The organism is Vibrio zhanjiangensis, from assembly GCF_030161235.1.
GTDB classification, from domain to species: Bacteria; Pseudomonadota; Gammaproteobacteria; order Enterobacterales; family Vibrionaceae; genus Vibrio; species Vibrio zhanjiangensis.
Genome location: NZ_BSPW01000123.1, coordinates 15,484 through 40,857, shown reverse-complemented (window position 1 = coordinate 40,857; position 25,374 = coordinate 15,484). Strand labels below are relative to the sequence as shown.

The window sequence follows — 25,374 nt, the reverse complement described above, 5'->3', positions numbered from 1 at the left end:
CGTAAAATCGGTCTACCGCGCTCTCGCCCTCCACCTCGATCTGCGCCCGTTTTAACATGGTCATCGTATTGCGCCGAGAACCTACCCTATTTCACCCGCGACCCTGCGGCGCAAGCGCCTTGTCTAGCGAGTTAAACCAAGCCTTTCTCAGTCCAGGCTAACTCTGTCACGATGCGCTGCGTTTGCGAGCAACCGCGCTCATCTAGCCAGACTAAGCCTCGCCTAAGAAGGGTCTTGTCCCTTCGGGTCACGGTAGGGCTTTCTTCGCTATGCGTCTGAGGCGACGCGCTGCGCCTCACTGCGTTCGTTGCTCTCTTCGCTTCGCTGCGCCTCGTCGTATCTCCTCGTTGCCTTGCCGTGTTCATCGATGAGCGAGTAAGGGGCGTTTTCTTATGCGCCGGATTTCCTTTCCACTCGCATCACGATTATGGAGACACGCTGGCTTTAAACCTGAGCTTTCAGAACCCCAATGACAAGGGTGAAATGCACGCTGCGCGCCCTTGTCATTGAGAACCATGAAAACTCTTAGGTAAGCCAAGCGGCTCCATAAAAGTGATACTCAAACAGAAAGGAAACCCCAAGATGGCGCAACAAAATTCCCCCCTAACTCGCTCTATCGTGAATCCAGCAACCAGCGTTTCGGCGCTGGACCTCGAAAGCTCACCAAAAAATGATAGCTCTTTGGGCTTTCGTGTCGCCCTTGGCAGTGATATTCGCCCTGTAGATTTGGCGGCGTGTGGGTTTGAGATGAAGCAGTTTGTTTTCTATCCGAGCCAGTTTGAGGTCGTCAGCGCCTTGATTGATACACGCTTTACTGTGGTCGATCAGTCCGTTGGCCGCCAGCGCGTTTATGCCTTTGTACGTAACCGCATTTAACCCCCTAAACCAAAAGGAAACGACACAATGAAATCATTTCACTCTTATATGCAAGACAAAACTCGAGCGTTATTTAAAGACATGGGCGCGTTCTTTGCGTTCAGTCATCGCCAGTTTGATGAAGCGCGTCAAGAAGGCGTTGAATATGTGGCGCTTCATGCGGGTTTGATGGTGCCCAAAGGCAACGAGCAAGAAACACTGGCTAGGCTAGAGCGCATCAAATATGACGCCGTAAGTGACTATCTCAAAGATCGTGACAAAGAATCAGTCATTCTCGATTCGCTCAGAAATCACGAATGTTTTTACACACGAGATATTAGTGATTGTGTCGATGAAATGAAAGACTTCAATATTACTAAACAAGAAGTGCTAGAGGTGTTTTTTTCAAGAGGTACGCAATTGAATTCTAATTACTGAATGCATGAGTCATTAGTGATAATAACAACCAAAATTAGAAAAGCCTCAATATATCGACTCAAGACTATTGAGGCCATGCCCAACCATTAAAACGTAAGGAATTAATTTATGAACGCGGTAGAGACTAACACAGTTACACAAAATAGCAAGACTGAATTAATAAAAAACAATACGCCATTGTTTAATTTAGGTACCTTGGTGATGACAAAAGGCGTTTCTCATCATGTGAACCAAAATAATTTTGATAAACTTCTTGTGTGTGTATCTCGCCATCGTTGCGGCGATTGGGGAAATGTATGTGAAGAGGATTCACTAACGAATGATGAATCAGTGTTACATGGCTTTCGTATTTTATCGGTTTATGAATTGGACGGTGAAACCATATGGATCATTACCGAAGCAGACCGAAGTGTGACCACGGTATTATTTCCAGTTGAATATTGAGGATTTGGGATAATCGATTATAATTAGAGGTCTTAACGGACCTCTTTTTTATTATGCGACCTCTAGCCCTGATATTATTGTTGCTTCCCTCATTGAGTCACGCCTTTTGTTTTGATCAGGCGGGACAGAAATACAATATCGATCCCGATTTGTTAAAAGCCATCGCCACGCAAGAAAGCTCATTAAACCCCAATGCGACGAACGACAACAAAAATAAACACGGTGTTGTTGTAAGTCGTGATTATGGTTTGATGCAATTTAATTCTAGTTGGTTTAAACAGCTTGCCCAATTTCATGTTAATAAAGATAACGTAATGGAACCGTGTTTTAATGTTCACCTTGGCGCTTGGGTATTAGCCTCGAACTTTTCGACACACGGTTATAATTGGAATAGTGTCGGCGCATATAATGCAGGTTTTAAACCATCCAAACAAAAAATCCGCGATGAGTATGTCACTAAAATTAAGCGGCATTATCTAAAGATTAAATCCTCTAAAAATAATCCCTCTCATTCTAAAGCGTTAATTTATAAGCGTCGTTCTTTAATTCAGTAACCTTATTTTGGCGTGCCCATGATAGCCGCACCGCTAAGGCGGCGCGACTATCATGACTGGGCTTTTTGCGTCACTCAGTTACCTATCGGTCCCCAATCTTCTAAACAGTTCTTACCCCTGATTCAGTCGCCATCATAAGGCTAGGTTTCACTTTGCGATCTTTTTGTGGCCAGCTGAGAGAGATCGACAGAGCTTGAGTCTAAGCGCTGGGGTTGAGTTTTGAGGAGGACCACACCCCACGGCCGATTTATTCTAAATCGAAATGGTTGTCTGCAAAAATATAAATCCAACAAAAACAAACAGTTATGATAGCTGAGAGGGCAATTTAAAAGGTCAAAAAAATTTTTCAAATCGGCACTAATTAGCCGAAAAAATGTCAATTAAAAAACATTAAATTCCAATGAATTGTCATTGATGCCTTTAATATCAATGGATGTAGCCAATTTCAATTAGATTTCAATTAAAAATCAATGAATGTTAATTTATCCCTTTTTGTAAAAGGCTTTATGGCGTATTATGATGATAGTGTTCATTGACATGTCATTGAGAATTCAATGAAGCTCATTGAATCGAAAAGGAGAGAATATTGAGCCGAAGTTACCCTTTACAGACGTCTTTGCCTGAACAATTGCAAAGAGATTTCATCAAGTTTAGAAACCGAGAAAAGCTGAGTGATGCAGAAGCCGCTCGTCAATTGTTGACGCTCGCGCTGCGGATCAAGTTGAACGACAGTGATGATGAAAGACCATCCAATCGAGAGTTGATGGAAGAGATTTATCGGGTGGTTCGTAGCAGCTCTGCGATCACAGACATTGTGCATGGACAGACGTTTGATGGTGAAAAACTGTATCGAGATCAGAAAGAATCCAAGCCCGTGAGACAACAAGTAAAAGCGGATATTGGTAATAAAGTGGAGGCGTATCTTTCAGGCGAAAAAAAAGAGCCGTCATAAGCTGACGACTCTTTTTATTATCGATGGGTAGGCTTATCGGCTTATTTCTAAGTCGAGTTGTTGCTGAGGATGAATATCTTTGTCCGGTGATTTTTGATAAGAGGATTGGTTTGGTTCGAAGTGATCTAATGCTTTGCTGTCTTTCTCCTTATGATGTTGGTTAATGATATTGTCGTGTTTCTCTGAGGTGATGTTTTTATTAAACTCTTTTATGTCGAGTTCTTTATTTTCTTGATAAGACGGTATGGACTCTTTATTTAGGCAAGTTTTGATTTCATTTATCATGTCTTGATGAGAAACAAAATGAATATCTCTTCCTGAAAAGTTTTCCATGATTTTATCAATGTTATTGGGGTTTAAATCGGTATTGCCTTGACTGAGAACGATAATAATGTTTTGGCGAAGTTCATCTCTGGATATGTTTTGAATGTCATTCTTATGATTGACATTAACAATGTCATATTCTCCTTTCATTGACTGGTTAATAATAAAGTAGTTTTCAATGGAAGTGCTGATGATAGTTGTATTTAAATCTGTGCCATGATGAAACCGCGTCATGTTTTTAGACTTTGTTCCCAATGTTCTCGGGTTAATGTCTAACGTGTCGCTTTTATTTCCTTCTCTATTTAAATACGTCACTTCAATGGCTTTGGTTTCTCCTTCTTTATTATGAATGTTTGTCAGTATCGCAGGGTGAAATTGTTTATCTTCGGATGAATATACCGCGTCGTGATATCGAATGTTTTGGCTATTAGGATTATCAACACCTAATGAATTGAGATAGCGTTCAGCGAGTGTCCCTGCTATTGGTTGGCTGCTTGCCATATAGTCTCTCGCTCTGTTTTCAAATTTAGCGATATGTTTCGGTGTGGTCTTCATTAATATGTCATGTTTGGGGTTTTCCTTTATTTCATATTTCTCTGGCTCATTAATCATGTTGTTGGCTTGGTTCATCGCGTCTTTATATGTGATGCCGTCATGACTCATCATTAAACTAATCAGCGAGCCTTTTTCGCCTGTGGTGTAGTCTTTAAAATATCCACGGTATTCTCCAGTGAGCGTGACTTTAATCGCCGATTTACCCGTCCCAAACGTTAAGTAATCTCGGTCGGATTTGCTGGCATTGGGCTGTCCTAAAATGCGCGTGGCCAGGCTTTCTGTGAATCTTGGCAGCGTCTGATTGATGTGCTCACGAAAGCGGTCATAATCAAAATCGCCGGCTTTGTTTTGAAAGCGCACGTCCTCTTTGGCGAGCGGCGCATCGTTAAAGTAGACGGTCTTTTCGGGCAACGTCTCGGCTAAGGTTTCAATGGCGCTGGCTTTGAGATCTTGGTTTGAGAGCCAAGTATTGACCATGCGCTTGAGGTTGTCGGTGTAGAGCCGAGCGTGCAATTTAGGGCGCGTCAAATCGATGCCTGCACGTCGCAAATTGGTGAGATTGGCTTTGGAGCGAATGGCGGTGATGACATTGGCATACGTCGAACCTTGCGCCATATCCGCCGTTCTGGTGTAAGCGTAATCCCAGTGGCCATCTTTGAGATCGTTGGGTTGGAGCGTCAGCGTCTGCCCGTCACTGGCACGCGCAATGATGCCGTCAGTGCTGGCTTCTTGAACTCGGTATTCGACGTTGGCTTTGATGCCGCGCGCCTTATCGGTAAAACGAGTCATGATTTTATCGCCCGATGACAACGGTTTTTCAGATTTGGCAAATAGGGTAGTGAACTTATGATCTTTATTGCGCGGTAAAAACACCGTCTCTTTGTCTGTTTCTGCGTCCTTTAGTATCACCACGCCCAGCTCAGAGTTGACCGACTCGATCGTCGCGTAGTGTCCTGGTCGCGTGCTGAGGATGAGGCCTTTTTTATAAGGGAGCATGGTCGATAACTCTTCTTTGCTGTCCCCTGTTGATCGCAAGCGAGTGGTGATGATGTTTTCCTTGCCCAACTCCTTTTTCTCGATGAGCCCGTCACGGATGTGCTCGGTGATGATGTCGCGCTCTGTGTTGGTGTAGGCAATGATCAAGGTGTTCTCTCGCGTCTCTTTGGTGCGCTCTAGATAATCTTTCGCAACCACTTGGGGCAGCATTTCGGTGGCCATGAGCTGCGCCTGTTGCTTGTCTTTGGCGTTTTCGTCCAAAGTGGACACGACGTGTTGATGATTGCCTTGTTTATCGGGTGCCTGACTTTTCAATTTGTCGAGGGCGCTCAGTGGCTGAGCATCGATGATGTTGTGCGCCGCGCCTTTCAAGGGGCGTGTTTGCTGGCGAATGATGTCGGTCATGTAAGCGGTATCGATGCGGCCTTGGCTTATCATCATCTCAAACGGTTTGCCCGCGCTTTGAGAAAGCAGCTGCTCTTTATCGCCCAGCAAGACGGCTTTGGAGCCACTGGCCAGCACCAAGTCGGTGATTTCTTTGGTCTGGCTATTGCTGACCATCGAGCTTTCATCGAGAAAGAACAGCGAATTTTTGTAGTCCTCTGCGGTTTTCACGCCGCGCCGGACATCGGTCAGTAAGCTTTCGAGCGTCTGGGCCTGGACGCCTTTTTTCTCAAGCTCGCTGACCGCGGCGTGGGTAGGCGCAAGGCCGATGACGTTATCTGGCTTTTGCTTTGAGGCTTCTGCGGTGTGATGTATCAGTTCAATATTGGATTCCAGCATGGTCGATTTTCCGGTGCCTGCTAAGCCTTGTACCGCGACAAAGCTGTCTTTGGTGGTTGAAATCAAGGTGATGGCGTCTTTCTGACCTTGAGTCAGCATGGTGTTGCGATCAAGGAAATCCTTCACTTGACGGTCGGTTGCATAGGGCGTGTGTTGGTTCTTACCTTGATCAATGTTCCCAAGGATATGCTTTTCAGTGTCCAGTGCTGCTTGAGTGGTCCAGCGTGTTCCGTCGCTGTATTCCACCGATAACGTATCGGCGCGTTTGGCAAGCACGGCTTCAATCTCTTCTTTGACGATGGGCTGATTGGTCTCCTCAAAGGCATAGCGAATCGCGGCGATCACTAGGTCTTTTTGGGTAAACGCCGCTTCTTTTTCCGACAGGTGGTTTAGGGCAAAATTGACCGCTTTGTCATGCAAGGGTTGATTCTGCGCTTGAGCAAGGTGCTTAAGGGCCTCGGTAATGTCGCTGCGAAGCGTCTCTTGCGTTGCCTCTGTGAGATACCGGTCATTGGTCGTTTGGGTGTGCATCACGCGCTCGATGGCTGAAAACGTGGTGTCACTTTTGTCCAAGCTGTCTTTGGCTTTGTCCGGTTGCTCGGTGAAAACATCGATGCACGGGCTTTTTTCGGATACGTCATGAAACAGCTCTTTAGACAATGAAAACGCTTTGCCTGAAATCAGAGTGTGCGAACGAGACTCGATGTGGTTTATGGGTGAGACGTAATCATAGCGAAGTGGCGCGCCTTTGAGATCGCGTGTGGCCACGAGGAGGGTTTGACCGTCCGATTTTGTCAGCGTGAGGGTGTCTTTACTGTGTCCAGTGACCACGTAACGCTCATGGGCGCTGAGTCCTGACAACGCATGATGACCCGTGCTCATCAGGCGCTCGCCCTTTGCCACATCAAGGCTCTCCGGTTTAAACACTTGATGATTGTGCGACTTGAACTCGCGTGAAGACGGATCTAACGCGTCGGTTTTCGCGTCTTTGGTGTTCATCAGGTGCAGTATGTTGTCTGACTTATCGACTTGTGTGACTAACCAATCTTGCGCCTTACCGTCTTCAAAACGGCGAAGGACCATGCCTTTTTTATAGTGCTGTGCCAGCGCTTGTTGCGGTTTTGACAGAAAGTGCGGCGTGAGCGTGGAAAGGGTGGTGCCGACTCTGGCCAGCTGACCGTCGTTTTGCAGGGTTGCGCGAATGTCTTGGGTCAGGCGGCGCTGCTCAAGGCTTGAAGTCGCCAACACTTGCACGTCGTCTTTGTTCGGCATTGAAGCGTAGGTTTGAGCAAGACTGTGGTGCGCGCTGTCGTGCAAAGCAATCGAGCTTTGCGCGGCTTTGCTGTTGACCCAATCGTGTGTGGTCACGTTGCCTTTGGCAAAGAGGTCGATGGCGTTATGACCTTTCATACCTTGGCGGCTTGATGTCGAATTAAGAAGGATCACTTTGCTTCCTGATTGTTTGGCTTTCTCGCTCAAGCTCAGTAATTCGTTGGCGCTCATTTTATGGGCGCTATCGACGAGCAGAACGTCTTTATTAGTGAGCGGCACATCGGCGTTCAATAAGCCATACACGCTGTGGCGCTGCTCTTGAGTGAAGGCGTGTTTTATCCAAGCGGCCACGGTGTGGCTTTCGCGTACAATGGCGTTGGCGTGATGGTGCTTGTCTTTGGCGTTTTGCGAGACAAGGTGAACCCGTTTTCCGGCATGGTTGCCCACATTCAGCAGGTTTTGTGCAATTTGCTCATGACTGCCGGACACGTTCACCACATGAAACTGCTTGGTGGATTCGTAAATGTCGGCGACTTTTTGTCGATTGGTCGCGCTGAGGTTTAACCGGCTTAACGTCGCGTCGTTGACGGGGGTGCGCATATGATGCGTGCGACCTTGCGTGACCGCCATCAATTGCTGCTCATTATTGAGCATGGCTTGGGTCGTGTATTGACCTTTTTCCGCCAGTGGGATGAGAGTGCCACTTTTTATCCAGTCGTCGGCAATGACCTTTAAATCCAGCGCGTTGGCCTGTTGGCCACCTTTGGTAAAATCGGAGGCGGCCAGCTCGATGATTTTTTCCAGTTTCAGCGCCGTGCTGGTTTGGCCAAGGTGTTCAACCGCCCGTTCAAACGCATCGATGGCGAATTGTTTGGGGACGGGGGTGAAATCTTTCGCGGCGTTTAACGCATTGCTGACCAAGTTTTCGGGTTTAAAGCCCGCTTTGACCACGGTGTCTTTCCATTTGGCGTTAAGGGCTTCGTCGCTCTCATACTGTTTGGATTTGCGCGTATCTAGGGCGGCGGTGTCTCTGGCGGCTTGCGTGTCACCAAATTCGAGCGCTTGTTGGTCTATTTGCTGTTTGCGACTCGAAAAAGCCTCGGTGAGTGTCTGAGGCACCCCTTCAATGTCAAACTGACCATTACCAATGCCGCGTGTTTTATAGCCGAGGGCTTCACAGCCTTTGGCTAGGGTGCTTTGGTAAAGGGCGGTGTAATATTTTTGGAAGTTGTAAATACGCTCGCTTGAGCCATTAATTACCCCGCCTTGTTGCTTAATGGTTGAGGCCAAAGTGCGCAGAGCCCCTTCTTGGTCGCGTGTCATGTTGGGGGTCAGTACATGGTCGTGAAGCTGGGGATCGTTTTCTCGGCTGGTTCGATGAGGGATGGCCGCAAATATCATCGACTCGGTGTTGGTGAATACGCGTTCACCGTCGTCGTTGATCGACACCACCTGGGCGACGTCTTTTTGAATTTGGTCCAACGTCGATTTTATGGCCTCATTTTTTAGCGCAATGAGGTCGGTATGGCCGCCAACAAGCGCCAATATGCTGTAGGATTTTGGCGCTGAAAAGGTCAAGTCGAGGCCGCATTTATGATTGTTGCGTTTGCCTTTAATGGTTTCTTCGCCCAGCTGACCAGAGAGAACGCGCTCTAAGGTGGCTTGTTCAACGGGTTTGCCAGCCAGCCCCGCTTCTTCAGCCAGCTTTCCATGCCAAAACGAACATTGAGTGGCACCTTGCTCTTTAAGGTAATAATTGTCTTGGCCATCTTTTTCTAAAGACAAGGTGGTTTGGTTGAGGTTTTGCTCTTCTTTAAGGTAGTAGTCAGCCGCTTTTGAGGCCGATTTTAAGGGACTGATGGACATCATAGGGATGGTTTCCTTATGTGGGTACTGAACAGTTGATCAAATATAAAACAAACGCAACATCAACCCATTGATGGTGTTGCGTTTGTTGCGATAGCATTCACGCCTCACTTAGATGAGGTGTTTTTATTTATGTGGGTGTCCACAACAAAATTAGCGAAGATTGAGGGCGTAACAACGCAAACAATCAGGCGAAGAATAGAAAACGGCTTTTACGAAAAAGTTAAGCAAACTGAGGGCGGTCACAACCGCGTTTTTATTACCCAACAACGGAGGATATGCTATGCAAGAGTTAGCTCAAGCAAACAAAAGTCGAGTATCGACACGCAAAAGCGTATCCTGCTCGAACGGTATCCTGACGCAGAATTTATCAGTGACGTTGCCAGCGCTTTCAACTTTAATCGAAAAGGACTGCAAACCATTCTGGAATCAGCAATGCTCGGACATTCAGTCCACATTGTGGTTGCCACAAAAGACCGACTCGCAAGGTCTGGTTTCGAGCTTATCAAATGGCTTGTTGAATTATCAGGTGGACGAATCGAGATCTTGGATGACTCGAATAACACCACTGAATCGTTCGACACTGCCGAACTTATCGGTTTTATTACCTCGTTCTGCAATAGCCATTACGGAAAGCGATCTGCTGAAAGGCGCAAAAGTAATAGCATCGAAAAAGATTAGATTCTATCCAGAGAATGAATCGGCTTACTTTGATGCTTTGGCGCTTTATCGTAGGTCTTATAATCTGGCTGTAGAAAGATTTCGTAACGATGATTACAAGGATGAGAGCGGCAAGTTAATCAATATGCGCCCTGCAATCAAGGCGCAAGTTGAGCAAGAGCAAAAAGAGTCAGGAAGAGCTTACAACTCGTTGGTGTCAGATAACGGCACTTTAGCCGCGGCTACGACATTCAAAGCAGTATGCAGTAGAAACAAGAAGCTGAAAGGTGCTAAGTCTGGCTTTAGCGAGATCGGATTTAAGAGCCGCAAGGGTTCTAGACACTCATTTAGTATCGACCGATTACCAAAGGGGCTAAATCCTTGCGTACAGGCGCTAGGGAAGATTCATTTAACTGAAAGTGTACCAAGTGAAGCAATCGGGAAAAGTTGCATTATCACTTGTGACAAAGGGCGCTGGTTCATCCAAGTGCAACAACATATTGAACTTCAAACCGAGATCCAAGGTGAGGTTAAATGTGTTGGTGTTGATCAGGGTGTACGAACGTTCGCAACTTGCTTTAGTAAAGATGATGCGTTGGTTGTTGGCGATAACTTTGCTAAAGAAAAGTTATTCCCGCTCATGAAGCGAGTAGATAAGCTGATTGGTCAAAAACAAAAAGTGTTAAACACTCAGAAAGGCGTTGAGTTCTTCGATATGCCCCAATGGGCTAGAGATCGCATCGTTCATTTTGAGCGTGAGGTTAATCGCTTAAAGTGCAAGAAAGATGATCTTATCTTGGACTTGCACAACCGACTAGCTTATGAGCTTATTTCTAGTTACGACGTTATCTTTTTGCCATCATTCGAGACAAAAGGGATGGTTACGCGAAAGGATAAAAACATCCGAACTATCCGCCGCAACACTTGCCGTCAGATGCTTGATTTAAACCACTATGGTTTTAAATTGCGCCTAAAGTGGTATGCCAAGAAATACGGGAAGCAAGTGGTAAATTGTAATGAGTCATACACATCTAAGACTAGATCTTGGGATGGCTCTATTGATGAAAATCTAGGCTCATCAAAAATCATTAAAGGCGATGGCTTCACCGTTGATCGAGACGTCAATGGCTCAAGAAACATATTGCTTAAACATTTAACAAGGTAGCTTGAACCTTAGTCATAACAACAAACTATTGCGTTCGTTGCGATTTAAATCAAGAGTGAAAGTCTGTTTAGCGCTTAACATGGCTCAATTGCGCAGTGTTAAGCGGATACATCGGGTGAATGTATTGAGGCAATACGGAGTAGTTACGTATTTTCGAATATTTCGAATATTGACTTTTTTCGAATATTGCGGATACTGTTAATAACAGGCCAGTTGGCCTCGTTTGAAGTCAAAAATAAGAGAGAAAAACAATGAATATTGCGACACCATTACCAAGCGATGAAGAAATCGCACTCGCAAGACTGGGAAGTCAAGAGCTGTCAGCGGTGATGGAAATGAATGGTGAGGCTCAAAAAATTAATGTGGTTGATAAATCAGGCCACACGCACGAAGTCACGCTTCCATCGAGCGTGTTAAGCATGATGATCGAAATGCTGACGCAGTTGGGGCAGGGAAACTCAGTGAGTATCACCCCTATCCATGCTGAACTGACCACGCAGGAAGGGGCTGACATGCTGAATATGTCTCGGCCTACGTTTATTAAACTTCTGGATTCTGAAGAGATCCCTTATAGTCGTACTGGCAACCGCCGCAAAGTAGCTTATGCCGATCTTATGGCTTATAAACATCGCCTAGAAAACAATAGACTGGCGGCGCTCGCTGAATTATCCGAATTGGATCAAGAAATGGATATGGGCTACTAATGTCGTCATATACGGTCATATTAGATGCATGTGTGATGTACCCAGCCCCTCTTCGTAGCTATCTGATGTATTTGTCCAATACAGGTCTGTTTAGAGCGAGATGGACTGAGCAGATACACGATGAGTGGATTCGAAACCTTCTCAAAAACAACCCAAGCGTTGATCCAAAGCGGTTAGAAAGAACGAAGCAATTAATGAACGCTTATGTGCCTGATTGCTTGGTTGAAGGTTACGAATTGTTGGTTGATGGGCTGAGCCTGCCCGATCTCGATGATAGGCACGTTGTTGCGGCGGCGATTAAAGGGCAAGCTGAGTCCATCATCACTTTCAATTTAAAAGATTTTCCTATTGAGTCTCTTGAGCCGCTGGGCTTGTCAGCCATACATCCAGATGAGTTCTTGTGTGACATGTTTGAGCTTGATAGCAGTTCGTGCGTGAAAGCTGCCCAGCAGCAAAGGCGCTCATTAAAAAATCCATCCATGACACACGATGAGTTTTTAGTTTGCTTACAAAAGCAAAAACTGCCGAGTTTCGTCTCAAAATTGAAGCGTTTTAGATTGATGCTTTAGTGTGAATAGGTGCTTTCCTCGATTTACTAAAAATGGTTACCGTTTTAAACGGTCAATACACAATGATGTGCTTTGGGTCCGTCATAGAGATAAACATCATCCTTTCTAAGATGGTGTTTTTGTTTCCTATGGTCGTTTCGGTCAACGAATAAAGTGAAGGGTACTGATGTCGATGGATGAATGATTGATTAGCTGAACCATAGGTAAGGTTTCAATTCTTTCTTTTTCTTTGCGAAGAGAATAAATGATATTGTGGTAATGTAACTGAAACTCTCCGTCAGTTCTCTTGGTATGGAGTGTAGTGCTTACGATCATTTGATCATGGAATAATATGCCGTAGACGTCCTCTATATGTTTTAAGTTCTCTTTAAGAAAGAAGTCAGGTTGTTTTTTTAATAGTGCCTTAATAGGGCCGTTTTCCCCATCGAAAAAGACTTGTATATCTAGCAAGCCCACATCGAAGAAAGTACCGTCACTTAGCTGAATTAATTCTGGTTCGCTATACTCTCTTGTTTCTTGCTGAATATTGAGCATGGCTTGAGTCCAATATTGATTTGCTATCCCAGTCTCAGATTCTGGTAGAACAATGACAGTAAGAGGGTTGGTTTTAAATGGGCCTTCATGCTCGATTTCATTCTGAAAATAATAAGAGGCTTGGTTGAGTGATACGGCAACAACGGATGAGTTGATACTGATAGATGGAATGTTGTAGGGCATCAATTTTTCTCTACTGTTTGAAATTATTAATTAATTAGCCTGATAGTCAATTGAACACATAATGATGATATAGGCAAATTTAATTCAACAAAAATTTATGAGAAATCTCAGGACTGCCCATAGAACGTTCTACTACCCATTGCTTTTATCCCGCATATTGACGTTTGAGTTCAGCCAGTGAGCGACGCTTTTTGCTGACCGCCAGCCCTTCATAAGACACGCTGATCTCAAAGTTTCTAGCTTTGGTCATGAATTTTCGATTCTTATTCGTACTGCTTGGTGTCGGGTTAGGGTGGCTCATAAAGGTTTTACTATGCTGGTTAATTCATCAATATTAACTGTCAAATGACTAACTATCAAATTCCCTCCGTCTATGCGCGTGTAATTCCTTTGAATAATAAAAAAAATCAGTACATGGTGCATTCAGCACATGGCAAAAGTGATTAAGACAAGTTTGAATGCAGCGCAGTGCTTCGTCGTGCTCGGAGATAGCGCTTGGTGCGCGGCGGATTAATTGTTGATGTGTCAGCTCTATGATGTCTTCTAACGTGTTGCTATGTTGACTGGCTTCATCGGTGTAGAGCAGAGCGCTTGCTATCACATTCAATGAAAACAGCGCCATACGATTCATTTCTCGATACGCCTCTTGGTGGTGAAGTGTCGTGGGAATGGTGGTGATCCGCTTTGTGGCTTCTTGGTTAACACCTGCCCAGTAAAGCGCGTCGCCGTTCCCTTGCCTAGAAAACGCGGCGATATTCCATTCTTCCCAATACGGTTGCCCCGAAAAATGCTGCTTAATTTTGTCCATGCACCAGTTCACGTCCTTTTCAAACTGCCTGTGCTGAATGCTTTTTATCAACGTGCATGCTTTTGGGATAAGAAAGGCGCTGGCGTGATACAGGCAGTGCAGCGTGTAACCCAGACATAGCCCTGCCAAGTAGTACAGCGCTGAGAGCAGCGACAGTATCGGGAGTACATGATTTTGGGTGGCGTCCTCTATCGATAGCGCCTCAATATGGCGTGTTGGGCATGGGTCTGATATCGCTTGAGGGTCGAGGGCGCTTGGCTTAGCGCATTGCGTCACATAAATCATGCCTTCAGGGGCGGCGCCCAGCTGGGCGTGCTCAGCGATAAGGGATAAGGCATCTTCAAGGTTACGGGTGACGGTGCCATTTAAACACAGAAAGACCGTCAGCAGCAGGACGCCGACCGACGCTTTGACTACGAACGTGTCCCAGAAAAATTGAGCGAAGTGGTATAGGGGGCGAACTAAATAAGGGCGTGTTGAGGTCATGAGTGATGTCCTTTTTAATAGCGTCACCAGACTGGAAAAGCTCTGGTGACAAATGGGGAATGTAGGTTACTCGTAAATGTCACCCACCTCTTGTTCTTGACTGATGGCTGCTTCGTCAAGTAGGTGATGCGCTTTTTCTTCGTAGTCTGCATCCGTTGATTTATCGGGTTCGGGCTGAGGGGCTTTCTCTTTCGTTACGAGGGTTTTGAAAGTATCGCCTTGCTGGGCCTCGTTCATTTGCGTGGTTTCGATTTTCATCTCTTCATCGGTTTCAAACTGAGCCGCTTGTATGGCGGTTAAGCTCTGACGGTCTTTGTCTGAAAGATACAGACCTGGCGCGACCGTTTCCAAAAACACGGCTTTTTCGTACGCACTGACCATGCCTGGGGAGGTGGTGAACTCGCGTTTAATAAAGCCTGGGTTTGGGTGCTTGAGTTTGTCGTAGTGAAGGTCAAGTTTGGTGACATACGCCGAGCCTGGCACGCGCAAGTAACACTCCAAGTCATCCAATGCTTGAATTTCACTGGCGGTAACAATCGGACGGGTTTTGGTGTCGTGACCAATGTTGACGCCATCACGCAGTGCGTTCGCACCATACGAAATGCTTTCTCTAGATAAGTCCACTTCCTGCTCACCCAGCTCTTTGGAAGAGATGGACGCCATCGCGTTTGACGGTGCGCGAAAGAAAAAGCGGGTATTGAGCAAATCAAACATCTCTTGCGCGGCGGTCTTGCCATAGGTTTTCTCAAGCTGGGCGTAGGACTGAATGCCAATGACGTAGCAGCCTCCAAACTTTCGGACCTCTGAGATGATGCTGCCGAGCTCAGGCAATCTATGCAAGCTCGGCATCTCATCCATCAGTACCCACACGCGCCGATTTTCATCCGGTTTTAATCCCAAAATGGCGTTGGAGGCAATGGCAAGCCACATCGATATTAGGGGTCTCAGTGAGGCGTGCTGCTCAGCGGCACTTGAGAGAAACAGACACCCTTTTTGACGGTCATCTTGCACCCAGCGCGTAATGGAAAAGGTCTTGCGGGGCTGTCCTTCGTCATTGGGCTGCGAGTCCAAACCATCCAAAAAGCGCAGACTTTTAATGTAGGTGGCGAGCACCGACTTGATGGAGATGGCGGTTTTTTGGATTTTATCGGACACCAATGAGGCCGATTCCGTGCCTTTTAGGTACGTGCCCAAGGTTTCTAGTTCAGAGGTGAGCATTAAATGCAATAGACGCTCTGTGGTGCGCTCGCCTTGGGTGTCGTTCATCATGCGATAGGCGGTGCTTGAGAAGATGGTGCGCGCCGATTCTACCCAAAACGGGTCGCCTTCGCCGTGTTGAGGAATGAGTGCTGAGGCCATGCTTTCAAAATCAGGGGCTTCAAACGCATCGCACCATATGTCCCAGTTGGCGCAGCGTTTATCAAAGGGGTTCAGTAAGGTGTCGGCACTGGGGTCAAAGTACTCACTGGTAAAGGTGCAGCCTTTGTCATAAATCACCGCTTTGTCGCCGCGAGCGCGTATCCAGTTGAGCAGCTTTCGCATGGCCACCGATTTTCCTGCCCCTGTGGTGCCATCAAAGAGTAAGTGCTGCACTTCAAAATGCATCTTAAACAGCGCGTACCCATCGATGCGAAAGCTCGACACACGCCCGTTGCCAATGCCTTGGCGACGCTTTCGTTTGGCACGCGCTTTGATGTCTTGGCTCATGGTTTTGGGGTCAACCAACTGAAACCCTCGGATATGGCGGTCTTCACTTTGTCTTTCGCCTTGGCGTTTAAAATACGCTGTCATGCCAATGAAGGTCGCGGTGCCAATCAAAGAGGCAATGAGAAAGCTCACTTGAAAGCGGTAAATCACAGCGTCGTATATCTGGCCAAGTTCCGCATTATGGAGCTGCTGCCCAAGGGTACTGACGTAGCGCTGGCCGTTCCAAAAGGTCGTGACCTTGGCGTCGTGCGACATTTGAAACGCATCATAGAGGTGGTTTCGAAGGGTGTAAAACACAGCATGCCAAGCATTGTCGGGGGCCAGTAACCAAGCAACCAACACGCTCAGCACCACAACACCGATGGAGATGATCTTGGCGAGCTTGTTGTGAACTTGAAAAAACATGTGGATGGAGTGAAAAGTAATTTGGCCACCACGGGTGACGTGGTTGCTTTGGGTATGCGTAGGCATAACAGAGTTCCTTGTCGTGTCAGTGAAAAAACAGACGAAAAAAAGCGCTCTAATGTGAGAGCGCGGTAATGTACTAGCCTGACAAGTCAACTCAGTTGCATGACAATCTTAAGGCTAGCTCAGGTAAGGCTGTTTTCTAGTGAGCGAGGTGATTTAATAGGCTGGACAGTGCACCTTGTGGGGCGTGTCACATCAAAAAGAAAGGCCACAGAGCTCGTGGCCAAATGACGTTAGAGAGTCTTCTTGTGTACTTGAAGGAGACGATAATGACTCTCTGTCGTTCATTTTAGTGTAGTCATAACCAGATATTTACTCAAATAACTTAAAAAAAGGGCGCTCAATGAGCGCCACCCAAATTTGGGTTGAGTGTGATAGTTGTGTCTATCACCGTGAGAGTAGCGGGGATGGTGCCCCGCTTCTACTGGTTTTTGGTATGGCTTTGATTAAATGGTCAAAAAGGCTATCGATGTCGAAGTTTAGTGAAACGACAATGTGTCTCACCGCACGGCTTTGAAACTAGTATTTCCAGCCATTAAGCTGCACTTGCTTGGGGATTGGCTTAAAGCAAGGGTACTCAGTTTGAAGCCCATATTTCACAACGGAGTTAATGGAGAGACCGAATGCGCCGATATAGTTTTCACTTTTGATGTCAATTTGCTGTTGATTGGCCACTTTCTCCAGCGTTGACCAAATCAAATCCTTTAAAAAGTCAGGATGGCGCTTGGGGTTCATGATCATGGTGTCACGCATACAAAACCAGGACGTCACGTTGAGCTGTTTTTGCATATTGATGCTGTCGTACAGACCGTTGTGAAGCCCAGTCAAATACGACTCCAATTTTAACTTTTCAGGCGTGTCTTGCTCGTTCACATGCATCACAAAATAAGGCAGCTTGGTGACATCGGCTTTGTCCCTTTCCCTTGCTCCTTTTGTATACGTTTGGTTGTATTGAGCGTTGAGCTCATCGAGCAACTGCGTCAGCTCAGGCGAGTGCGCCCAAACGGGTAGACTCACAAACAGGGTCATCACCACACTAAAAAGTCGTTTCATCGTCCATACCTTTAAACTGATCATATTTACACTGTTTATTTTACCAGCCTTTTGCGAGTGCATAAAGGTTTTTATGCACTCAGTTGGTTATTTTTTGTCTAGGCGTCCTCCTTGGGTCGGTAGCCATTGTAGCCTGTTGAGGCCGTGTCCGAGGCATCCGGTCTGGGCGCGGCGCCCTGATACCCGTTGCCGACTTCAAACTCCACCTCTTGGCGTATCTTAGGTGAGGGGGGCGGCGTTATCGATGGGTCGATGCGGCTTTGCGTCTCACGTTGCTGGGTCTGTGAGTCGGTGGCCACTTGCTGATATTGGTCTTGATTGAACAACTCCCACGATTGACGCTCATTCATGGCCACGTCACGGTTGTGCGTTGCGTCGGCCTTGGCAACCACCGCGCCTGCCTCAACGATGTAGCGCTGATTGTCGCTCATCTGGGGCACCATATGCTGAGTGGGCTTGTTGGCGTCATACTGATTTTGATAGCCTTGCCCGTCGTTTACATTGGTGAGGGTTTTAAAGGCTTCGGTTTGCACGTAATCGCCATAGCGCTCTTTCACTTCTTGCAGATCTTCTGGTTTGTGGGCAGTCATTAAACGCTGAACATCACCTGGTTCCATGTTGACTCTATTTTCCAAAAAGCTCTGGAAGCCCATGATGTGGTTGGCGGTAAAGGAGGCTGAATCGCTTTCTAGGCGAGTGAGCGCGGTGCTGTAGGCGAGCATGTCCGACTCAAGCTTATTGGCTTGCGCGGTCAGCTGGCGACCCTCGTTGTAGTTGGTGGCAAAGTCGTGCGCAAACTGCTCGATATCGCTGCGACTGTCTTTGCTGTCCACTTGCTCGCCTGCGCGCGTGACCGTGCTGGCCCCTTGGCTATACTGCTGAGTCGCTTGGTTAAGCAGCTGCTCATTTTCGCTGACCGTTTTGCTAAAGCTGTCGCGGTCTTCATTGGACCACTGCATGCCCGCATTGGCGTTGAGCAGGCTAAGCAAGCCTGGTTTGCCGCCGCCATTTTTGCCACCCAGTCCGATGCCGCCGCCTGCGCTCATGGAACGAAGGTAGGCTTTAGATTGATCTTCGGTCCATCCGGTAGCTTGAGATACGGATTTCACCGCCGATTGCATGTCGTCCATACCTTCTCTTACTTGTGTTTCGATGCCAGTATTGTGGCCGTGTCCGTAAGACAGGTTTTGATTAACGGTATCGTTCCAACGGTCAGACAGTGCAATGCCAGAGCTCACGTTGTGGGCAAGATTCGTCGAGTTTTGTTCGATGGATTGCTGCGTTTGCGTGAGGTTGTCTTGCACGTTTTGCTGTATCGCGCTTTGCGCCGTGGTCTGGAAGTTGGCCTGACTCACTGCTGGGGTCGCGTTGAAGGTACGGTGCCCGTCGGCGTGCTGCGTGGTCATCGAGCCATCGGCGTTTTGCGTGTACGTGTGCCCCGTGTTGGTGAGGGTGTTGTCGTCAAACTTGTTCGCCGAGGTGTTGTTAAAGCTGTGATTGTCCATCTGCAGATTGCCAAAATCGGCATTACCGCTTGAGGAAGCCGCTGAGGCTCTGGCATTGGTGGCGTTAATCATGCTGGCCATTTGATAGTTCATATTGGATAACACCGCGTTGCCGCCTTTAAGGATATAGCCTGCAATCACAGGCACGCTCATCATAAAGATGCCCGTCATCCACGACCATCGGCTGTGCAGCTCATCAAGAGGGTTGGCGTTTGAAAGCGTTAACCCGCCAAATTTGGACGCCACAGGCTCACTCATCATTTCCAATCCAAATAATTGCATGGCATTGATCAGTGCAAACAGGGTTGGCCATGTTGCCAAGTACGCAAAGGTTTTGGCGTAGTTGGTCAGCACCATCTGTGTCATGCTGGGTATCATGGCCGCGCCTGCAATGAAAAAACCTAGGGCACTAAAGAGCAAAAACAAATGGGTGTGGAGCATGGGTAAATATTCTCTGGCCATCAGTCCTAACGACGCCCACATCGAAGAGGTGTGCATCTTATTGGTGGTGTAGGCGTAGTTCATCGCAGTTTGCTGCGGGTCTGACGCATCAATGTTGTAGCGTATCGCGTTCATGACCATATTTTGCTTGATGATGTTAGACGCGCTGGTACTAAATTTCACAAACTTGGCGTAGCTGCGCTGCAGCGCTTGCTCGGTTTGGGCTTTGTATTGCTGCGCGTTTTTGCCCCATAAATGCTGAGCCAGAAGGTTGATGTCATCACCTGCCGCGTCAGCGAAGGCTTTTTTAATGAGGGGGTAGGCTTTATCACAGGTGTGAAACACATCGTTAAGATACAGCCCCCTCAGCGGGCTTTGGCGAACGGTGTCTAAAAACGCAAACACGTCTTCCGCGCCAAACAGCGCATCCCAGGTGAACTTGCGGTTGATCTGCACGTCCAGATAGAGGCAGTTTTCAAAATAATCGCTCCATTTGTCTCGAAGGGCCGCGGTGCGCACATCGGCGTAGCGCGACAGTTGAAACAGCTCAGAGCCAAACAGCATCCCCGTTCGGCCATAGCGCTCATCGTCGGAGGTAGTGAAAATCCCTTCTACCCCTTCGGCCATGCCGACCATCAGGGAGCTGAATACCGACGTTGGCAGAGCAACCAAATACGGCACGTTATCGACGTTGTACACGCGCCCTGGCTGGGTTTTATCGATAATAAACACCGTGCCCTTCATGTTGATGAGCATCAGCGGCACCAAGGTATAGACGGCCATCCATTTGCCAATGTCTTTGTGGTCGCGTTTGAGCATAAAGGTCACGGTAGAGGCCAGCAGGCCCACCATGATGCAGATTTGCAGATAATCGGCAAATGACTCGGTGTTAAAAAAAGTCGCCACGGCGTTAAACGCTTTTTGCGTGACCGGACCTGCGGTGTAGGTGTAGTAATCAAAGGTCATACTCACTCCTGATACGACGGCTGACTGGGCAGTCGTTTGGCAAGGGATTTACGGTGATTGCGCTGCTTGGCTTGCTCGGCGGCAATCATCGCGTTGTAGGCGTTAATGTCGTCCATCGCCTTGGTCGTGAGGCCGTGCATAAACTGTTTGGCTCTGGCAATGTCGGTTTTAATCGCCTCAATATTGTCTGGATGGCTTTTGGACGCTGAGAGAGAATGCTCGACCACGCCAAGGGTCTGATTGAGATAACGATTGAGCATTTCAATCGCCAGCATGTTGGCGTAAGCGGGCGTGTTGGGCCTTTGCCCTGTCGAGGCGCTGTCAAACAAGAACTTTAAAATCGGCGTTTGCATCAGCTCGATAAAGCCCTTTTGCTTATTGGTGAGCGGTTGGTCGTTTAACACGTTTTGCCACAATCCATCGAGCTCTTTTTGCAGCCGGATTTGAAACGCGCTGCCCGCGGCAATGGTGTGTTTGCGTTTGACCAGAACCAGACACGCATCGGGGGAGGTGTCATTGCAAGTGTAACGGTCAATTTCACCGCCGTTTAACAGCGCATCAATCATGTTGTTGTCATCCTTTAACAGACTCGGAGAAAACGAGGGATTGCCGTCTTGGTCGTAGATGAAGGTGCCAGATAAGCTCATCGCAAACTGGGCCAAGTCGGTATCTGACTGAAAATAGGTGTTTTTCATCATGGCGGCCCAGACCACGTTGTGACTTCGCATCGTCATGCCTTCCAGCTCTGGGTCGTTTTTCCCCGCATCAAGCTGGCCGTTAACCGTGGCGTCGTTATTACACTCAGCTTGACCCTCAACCCAGTCGGAAAAGGCATTGGTCTGGGTGCCCAGCGTGGCGCAGACATGCTTTTTAGTGGCAGGCGCGGCAAAGGCGGCGAGTCCTCCGACGGCTGCTTGCGCGGCTTCGCAGGAGCTGATGGATTGGTTGAGCCATTTGTCGGCAGTGGCCTGCAGTTTATCGAGGTTTTGCTTAAGCTGCGGGGCCCACGTCTGCAGCGCCAGATCGACCAAAAACGGCGGCGCGTTATGGATGATGGCTTTGCCAAATTTAGACAGCTCATCGGAGCTGATGTGCGAAAACCCACCCATAAACATATCAATGCCGCTGCAACCTGCGCCAATCGAGGGCACGGTGACGGTGGCAAGCTGGGCATTGACCACGTTGGTACGCACAAACAAAGAGCCGCCACTGTAATAGTTCGCGCTTTGCCCTTTGTAGGCCACAGGGTCGGTGACGTTGGCGTTGTAGCCGGAGCGGTCGAAAAACTGCTGCAGTGAGTTGTTGGCGCTCGCCATCAGTTGGGTGCTGACCAGCGCCAATAAAAGCGGCGAAAGGCGCTTCATCGCAAGGCCTCCTGAACGTCTGGGTCGCTTAAGGCATTTGACAGGCTCTGATAGAGCACGTCTTGGCTGATAAGGCCTGATGAAATGCGGGCGAACTTTCGGCTGTTGACGTTAATTAAAAACGTCGCGGGCACCACTTGGCTGCTGCCTGCGCCCGTCATAAAGGTGCGGTGTATTTCAGGCGTGGCCGTAATGGGCACCTCATAGCCTGGCACGGCTCCGCCATCGAGACTAAACCCGTACACAGGTAAGGACAGGGTGCGTGAGACCTCTGTGACCGAAGGGGCGAACTGATGGCAATACCCGCAGCTGCCTTGAAAGATAAACACGATGGCGTATTCATGGCGCATCGAGGAAGTGTTAGCCGTGCTTGGAAGCGAAACCAAAAGGAGCAGCAAGGCCAAGAGTGTGGATTTGAAATGTGTATTCATGGTGCACCTCATGAGTTGGCGTCTTTAAAATCGGTCGCCACGTTGTAAAAGCGGCGAAGCAGTTGGCTTTGGGCAATAAAGCCATAAGCTAGGGGTTTGGTTTGTCCGGTTTTGGGGTTAACCAAAAGCAGCGCGGGTAAGTGTTTCACCTTGAATTTGCCGTGATTGGCGCGGTTATCTCGGATGTCTTTTGAAAACGCGCCGTCATTGCTTACCCCAAGCAGATCTAGTTGATAGCGGTCGGCAAACTGCTGTATTGAAGGAGCCAGTGTCATGGCCAGCGTGTCGGTACTGTCATAGACAAAAAAGAGCCCCCAACCTAGACGCATCATTTCGGTGACTTTGCGCTCGTGCTTGTCTTTGAGTTTGGACAAATACACCTTACGGGCCGATTGCTCGGTTGGATGGTCTTTGGTGTAAGAAAGCTCAGGATTCTCGGCCAAGAGCTTTTTAAAGGTCATTTCCGTGACGCTGGTTTGCTCGGTGATGTAGCGATTGAGCGTCAGCAGTCGATGCAGTTTTTCTTCGTTGTGCGGGTCAATCATGGCCGCGGCTTTGGCCTCATTCCACTCTTTATGAAACCACGCCAGTTGCTCGGTGGCGCTCATCACTTTTTGGGGCGCGGACGGGGCGGGCGTGGGTTTGGGTTTGGGCTGAACCTTGGGGGCTATCGGCTCATTGTAAAATCGCCAACCAGGTGGCGTTTGGGCAAGAAGGTTTGGCGGATACAGCACTAGGGTAGAGAGAATAAGCGCGACAATGGCCGCAAAGGGCGCGGTGGTATACGGGTTCATACACTGTCCTTGGTCTATTGATGAAAGTTTTTCAAGCGTTAGGGCTGCATGGCGCTTTGTAAGCGCTGCTGAATGTGGCTGGGGTCTGGGAGCTGAGTGTTGCTGTGCATCTCAGGGTAGAACTCGGTAAAGTCAATGTGCTCAAAATGGATGCTGGCGAGCTCGTCTGGCGTAATGGGCGCGCAGGTTGGGTGCTCAGGCGAGCCGAGAGTTTTGCCAAGCTGCGCCAGCGCCCCTTGCTGCTGAATGATTTTGCCAAGCAGACTGTCATAACGGCAGTAAGCGCGCTTTTTGCGAATGCATTTACCGAGAATTTTTTCGGCGCAGTATTCGCCGATGTAAATCGTAAGGCCTTTTTCTTTGGCAAGGCCCAGCGCTTTTTCTTCCTCTGAACATTTAGCTAGGCCAATATCGGTGCCCCAGCCGCCATCTTTACAGCAATCGGCAATGCCAAGCGCCTTTTTTGAGCACTTCATTGGCGTGCCTGTAAAAATGCGCGGCGGATCGCCAAGCCCTTTCGCCGCTTCACTGACGCCCGCAAGGGAAGCCGCGGCTTGGTCAAAGTCATGACTGGTTTCAGGGGTCGGCACATAGCATTCGCCATCGAGACAAAATGACTGCTCGCCACATTCCAGACTGACGTCACGGCACGTTTTGATGACGCACGTCTTGCTGATCTTCTCCTCGATGCAAACCCCGTTTTGGCGTTGGCTGCACTGCCTGCCATTTTCGGTGCACTCGGACAGCGGGGCGCATGTGTCAGGCAAGTCGCATTCGTGCAGCACTTCGAATTTCCAGCACGGCAAGGTCACGGGAACGCCGTTGATGGTGCGTGTTGCGGGGCCTTCGACGCAATGCTCGCTGACAGGCTGGCATTCGGGTAATAAGGCGCAGTCGGTTTTCCAGCTGACGGCGTTTTTCACGCATTGTGCGCCGCTCAGTCCGTACCCTGCGGGGCAGGTTGGGGTCGCAGGTATTGACTGGGTGTAGGGGCGGCAAACTTCGTGCATGTATGACCATGCTTGCCCGCTACCTCTCTCACAGTTCATGCTGCTTGAGCTAATCATCCTGCCTTTAAAAAAAGGCGCTCTAACCATATTTCCGTTCCACATGGCGTAATTTCCGGTTCCGCTGCGCTGGCAATACGTATCAGCCCGCCAGTAATTGCTATAGTTGTATCGACACTCTGCCCGTGCGACCAAGCAGTGACGCCCAGAGAGTTGCCCTTCTGGGCAGGTGTAGGTCGCTGGGATCGCCGTGGGCGTAAACTGCGGAATTTTAAAACAGGGCACGGGCGAGCGTGTGGGCGCGAAGCAGTGGTTGATTTGGTCGTCAAACAAGCACTGCTGGTTGGCGTCACAGTTGACGTATTGGTTTGAGATGCCGTGCGTGATTTCATAGGCATTCTCTTGGCTGAGCAGCGCAAAGCGAAACTTGGTGTCTTGGCGAAAATCGGGGCGCGGTTTGGTGAGGTTATCCTCGATGCCCTGGGCGAGTTCATTGTCTGCCATCGCGCGGGTCTTCTCGCTGTCCATGTTGGCGTCATTGAGCTGGGTTTGCGACGGGTTGGCGATTTCACGCTGACACGCCGCGTCTTTGCAATAGTCGTTGATGTTTAGGGGCAAACTTTGCGTCGTTTGCAGCGATTCGGCGGTTTGCCTTGCCCAATTCGCGTTGTCGGTAAAACGTTGCTGTTCGTTTGCCAAGGTCGTGGCCGAAACGATAAGCCACCCAAGCGCCATGACTCGGTTCATTGTCGTAACCTTTGATTAAGGGGGATAACGTTCTCAGCCGCGTCGCCGTCTTCTAAAAATGTCAGCGCCTGATACAAGGAAATATTGCCATACACAATGTCGTAATCGCTTGGCGTACACGGCTGTTTGGGTAGGCAATGTCCGTCTTTGACCGATACAAAAGCCGGTACGCGCTGGATGTGAAAACGTTCAAACCATTCAGGGCTAATGGCAAAGCCGGACTCAATGGGGGTTTTGCTGTTCATGCCGACCAGTTTGGCAATGCGGCCTGTGGTGGCTTCAAAGCCTTGGGGCAGAACGCCGCGAATGATCAGTGGCACCTCGGTGCGTGCGCTTTGCTGAAGGAGCTGCTTGAGTGCGGTATCTGGCATGGTGAGCGAGACAAAAGCCATCACGCCACGCGGCGCGCGATTGGGGTTCTCACGAGGCGTTGGCGTGCCCAATATTTCTGTGAGGGCATTGGATTTCACCAATGACTGCACGGTTTGGGCGGTTGCCAGCGCGTCACTTTTGTGCGTCTCTGCCTTTTTGAGTATGGCTTTGATGTCTTCGGTAGGCGGGGTACGAATAAGGGCTTGCTCACGCTCGGCTAAGGCGTTGAGTTCGGCGTCGGTGTAGGCGAGCGCGGGCAAGCTGATGAGCCAAAGCCCCCAAATCATGGTCCTTATCATATGCATCCCCCGCAAGTCAGTGCGTCATTTGAGAAGGCGGTAAGGCCCAGAGCGTAATAGGCGGCGCTGGTG

General features: G+C 48.6%; 21 protein-coding genes. 9 read left to right on the top strand and 12 right to left on the bottom strand.

The window, feature by feature from the left end:
• Positions 1–582 precede the first annotated feature (582 nt).
• The 5 genes from QQK21_RS22050 to QQK21_RS22030 all read left to right on the top strand — a co-directional run bounded on the left by QQK21_RS22050 (position 583) and on the right by QQK21_RS22030 (position 3,243).
• The gene (locus QQK21_RS22050) at positions 583–876 is read left to right on the top strand and encodes a hypothetical protein (RefSeq protein ID WP_284194325.1); all 294 of its coding nucleotides are present in this window, start codon (positions 583–585) and stop codon (positions 874–876) included.
• Between the two features lie 27 nt (positions 877–903).
• Positions 904–1,293: a DUF7659 family protein gene (locus QQK21_RS22045; protein WP_284194324.1), complete on the top strand. Its 390-nt coding sequence runs from the start codon at positions 904–906 to the stop codon at positions 1,291–1,293.
• Positions 1,294–1,401: 108 nt separating this feature from the next.
• Positions 1,402–1,737 carry a type I restriction endonuclease subunit M gene (locus QQK21_RS22040; RefSeq protein WP_284194323.1) on the top strand — a complete coding sequence of 112 codons (336 nt, stop codon included), beginning with the start codon at positions 1,402–1,404 and terminating at the stop codon, positions 1,735–1,737.
• Between the two features lie 53 nt (positions 1,738–1,790).
• Positions 1,791–2,291 carry a lytic transglycosylase domain-containing protein gene (locus tag QQK21_RS22035; RefSeq protein ID WP_284194322.1) on the top strand — a complete coding sequence of 167 codons (501 nt, stop codon included), beginning with the start codon at positions 1,791–1,793 and terminating at the stop codon, positions 2,289–2,291.
• Positions 2,292–2,877: 586 nt separating this feature from the next.
• A complete protein-coding gene (locus tag QQK21_RS22030; RefSeq protein WP_284194321.1) occupies positions 2,878–3,243 on the top strand; it encodes a hypothetical protein in 366 nt (121 codons plus the stop codon).
• A gap of 33 nt (positions 3,244–3,276) precedes the next feature.
• Here the strand turns inward: QQK21_RS22030 and traI are convergent, their stop codons facing one another.
• On the bottom strand, positions 3,277–9,042 hold the full coding sequence (gene traI, locus QQK21_RS22025) for a conjugative transfer relaxase/helicase TraI (RefSeq protein WP_284194320.1): 5,766 nt from the start codon (positions 9,040–9,042) through the stop codon (positions 3,277–3,279).
• A 129-nt stretch (positions 9,043–9,171) separates the two neighbouring features.
• Between traI and QQK21_RS22020 the strand changes: the two genes are divergently transcribed.
• The 4 genes from QQK21_RS22020 to QQK21_RS22005 all read left to right on the top strand — a co-directional run bounded on the left by QQK21_RS22020 (position 9,172) and on the right by QQK21_RS22005 (position 12,137).
• Complete coding sequence (locus QQK21_RS22020) at positions 9,172–9,720, top strand: recombinase family protein (RefSeq protein WP_284194319.1); 549 nt, start codon at positions 9,172–9,174, stop codon at positions 9,718–9,720.
• A gap of 37 nt (positions 9,721–9,757) precedes the next feature.
• Positions 9,758–10,864, top strand: a complete 1,107-nt coding sequence (locus tag QQK21_RS22015) for an RNA-guided endonuclease TnpB family protein (RefSeq protein WP_284194327.1) — start codon at positions 9,758–9,760, stop codon at positions 10,862–10,864.
• A gap of 251 nt (positions 10,865–11,115) precedes the next feature.
• Positions 11,116–11,568 carry an excisionase family DNA-binding protein gene (locus QQK21_RS22010; RefSeq protein ID WP_284194318.1) on the top strand — a complete coding sequence of 151 codons (453 nt, stop codon included), beginning with the start codon at positions 11,116–11,118 and terminating at the stop codon, positions 11,566–11,568.
• Complete coding sequence (locus tag QQK21_RS22005; protein WP_284194317.1) at positions 11,568–12,137, top strand: PIN domain-containing protein; 570 nt, start codon at positions 11,568–11,570, stop codon at positions 12,135–12,137. Before QQK21_RS22010 ends, QQK21_RS22005 begins: the two co-directional genes overlap by 1 nt.
• A 141-nt stretch (positions 12,138–12,278) precedes the next feature.
• Here QQK21_RS22005 and QQK21_RS22000 read toward each other — a convergent pair whose 3' ends face one another.
• The 11 genes from QQK21_RS22000 to trbC all read right to left on the bottom strand — a co-directional run bounded on the left by QQK21_RS22000 (position 12,279) and on the right by trbC (position 25,302).
• On the bottom strand, positions 12,279–12,854 hold the full coding sequence (locus tag QQK21_RS22000) for a hypothetical protein (RefSeq protein ID WP_284194316.1): 576 nt from the start codon (positions 12,852–12,854) through the stop codon (positions 12,279–12,281).
• A gap of 145 nt (positions 12,855–12,999) precedes the next feature.
• Positions 13,000–13,155 carry a hypothetical protein gene (locus QQK21_RS21995; RefSeq protein WP_284194315.1) on the bottom strand — a complete coding sequence of 52 codons (156 nt, stop codon included), beginning with the start codon at positions 13,153–13,155 and terminating at the stop codon, positions 13,000–13,002.
• Positions 13,156–13,203: 48 nt separating this feature from the next.
• Positions 13,204–14,148: a hypothetical protein gene (locus QQK21_RS21990; protein ID WP_284194314.1), complete on the bottom strand. Its 945-nt coding sequence runs from the start codon at positions 14,146–14,148 to the stop codon at positions 13,204–13,206.
• 66 nt (positions 14,149–14,214) lie between these two features.
• Entirely contained in the window at positions 14,215–16,326 is a 2,112-nt protein-coding gene (traD, locus tag QQK21_RS21985; protein ID WP_284194313.1) for a type IV conjugative transfer system coupling protein TraD, read from the bottom strand.
• Between the two features lie 516 nt (positions 16,327–16,842).
• Positions 16,843–17,376 (bottom strand): hypothetical protein, encoded by a 534-nt coding sequence (locus tag QQK21_RS21980; RefSeq protein ID WP_284194312.1) that lies wholly within the window; start codon positions 17,374–17,376, stop codon positions 16,843–16,845.
• A 98-nt stretch (positions 17,377–17,474) separates the two neighbouring features.
• Entirely contained in the window at positions 17,475–20,288 is a 2,814-nt protein-coding gene (gene traG / locus QQK21_RS21975) for a conjugal transfer mating-pair stabilization protein TraG (protein WP_284194311.1), read from the bottom strand.
• A gap of 2 nt (positions 20,289–20,290) precedes the next feature.
• On the bottom strand, positions 20,291–21,652 hold the full coding sequence (locus QQK21_RS21970; RefSeq protein WP_284194310.1) for a conjugal transfer protein TraH: 1,362 nt from the start codon (positions 21,650–21,652) through the stop codon (positions 20,291–20,293).
• Positions 21,649–22,083 carry a conjugal transfer protein TraF gene (traF, locus tag QQK21_RS21965; RefSeq protein ID WP_284194309.1) on the bottom strand — a complete coding sequence of 145 codons (435 nt, stop codon included), beginning with the start codon at positions 22,081–22,083 and terminating at the stop codon, positions 21,649–21,651. The genes QQK21_RS21970 and traF (QQK21_RS21965) overlap by 4 nt, the downstream gene beginning before the upstream one ends.
• An 8-nt stretch (positions 22,084–22,091) precedes the next feature.
• Positions 22,092–22,877: a type-F conjugative transfer system pilin assembly protein TraF gene (traF, locus tag QQK21_RS21960; protein WP_284194308.1), complete on the bottom strand. Its 786-nt coding sequence runs from the start codon at positions 22,875–22,877 to the stop codon at positions 22,092–22,094.
• Between the two features lie 38 nt (positions 22,878–22,915).
• Complete coding sequence (traN, locus tag QQK21_RS21955) at positions 22,916–24,631, bottom strand: type-F conjugative transfer system mating-pair stabilization protein TraN (protein WP_284194307.1); 1,716 nt, start codon at positions 24,629–24,631, stop codon at positions 22,916–22,918.
• On the bottom strand, positions 24,628–25,302 hold the full coding sequence (gene trbC / locus QQK21_RS21950) for a type-F conjugative transfer system pilin assembly protein TrbC (RefSeq protein ID WP_284194306.1): 675 nt from the start codon (positions 25,300–25,302) through the stop codon (positions 24,628–24,630). The genes traN and trbC overlap by 4 nt, the downstream gene beginning before the upstream one ends.
• Positions 25,303–25,374 lie beyond the last annotated feature (72 nt).